The organism is Hymenobacter glacialis, from assembly GCF_001816165.1.
Taxonomy (GTDB): Bacteria; Bacteroidota; Bacteroidia; order Cytophagales; family Hymenobacteraceae; genus Hymenobacter; species Hymenobacter glacialis.
Genome location: NZ_MDZC01000118.1, coordinates 1 through 734, shown reverse-complemented (window position 1 = coordinate 734; position 734 = coordinate 1). Strand labels below are relative to the sequence as shown.

1 protein-coding gene is annotated in these 734 nt (G+C 56.0%); it reads left to right on the top strand.

The window, feature by feature from the left end; all coding sequences use genetic code 11:
* Window positions 1–149: 149 nt before the first annotated feature.
* A complete protein-coding gene (locus BEN48_RS16410; RefSeq protein ID WP_070736158.1) occupies window positions 150–692 on the top strand; it encodes a hypothetical protein in 543 nt (180 codons plus the stop codon).
* The last annotated feature ends 42 nt before the right edge of the window (window positions 693–734 follow it).

The following is a 734-nucleotide window of genomic DNA, read 5'->3' as shown; positions in this document are numbered from 1 at the left end:
GTTCTATGTACTTAACTGCAAGTTATTTATTCAATGATAGGGGCCGTTCGTGAAGTCGAAAGAGGCGGAAGATTACTTGGTATGTGCACCCACCGAGCCTGTACATTTGAGCATCGCAATAATCTAGTTCTGCTTTGCCGCTCCCTTTCATGAAAATCTACCCACTCCTGATGCTGGGAGCCCTGCTGGGCCTGAGCCAGTGCCAGAAAAAAGACCCCGCCCCGGTGGACCAGTTGCCCCCGGCTACCCAGACCGGGGCCAACACCTTTGGCTGCCTGCTCAACGGCCAGCCCTGGACCCCCAACGGGAATAACGGAGTGCCCAATTACCGCGTGAGCTACGACCCTGGGTATGCCGGCGGCAACATCAGTATCCGAGCCTATCGCTATTTGAACGCAAGTGATAATTCTCAGCAATACATGACCCTGGGGGGAAACAGGATTGACCGGCTCGGCAGTTATCCGCTCGTGTTGGTGGGAGACCGAACGGTGTTCTACTATGATAGAAATCTACCGGCCCCCTGTAATGAGTACCGGGACCCGCCCGTGTTGGCCTACCGAAAGGGCATCCTGAACATCACGCGCTTGGACCTGCAAGCCGGCATCGTCGCCGGCACTTTCTCCTTCACCCTCTACCAGCCCGGCTGCGACAGTGTGCGCGTCACCCAAGGGCGTTTCGACAAGAAGCTCTAAGCAGCCGACGTGTCACTTATTAGTTCGAGAAAACGGTGGGTC

Coding starts and splice junctions, on each gene's coding strand:
- BEN48_RS16410 (WP_070736158.1), top strand. CDS start 150: ATGAAAATCTACCCACTCCTGATGCTGGGAGCCCTGCTGGGCCTGAGC.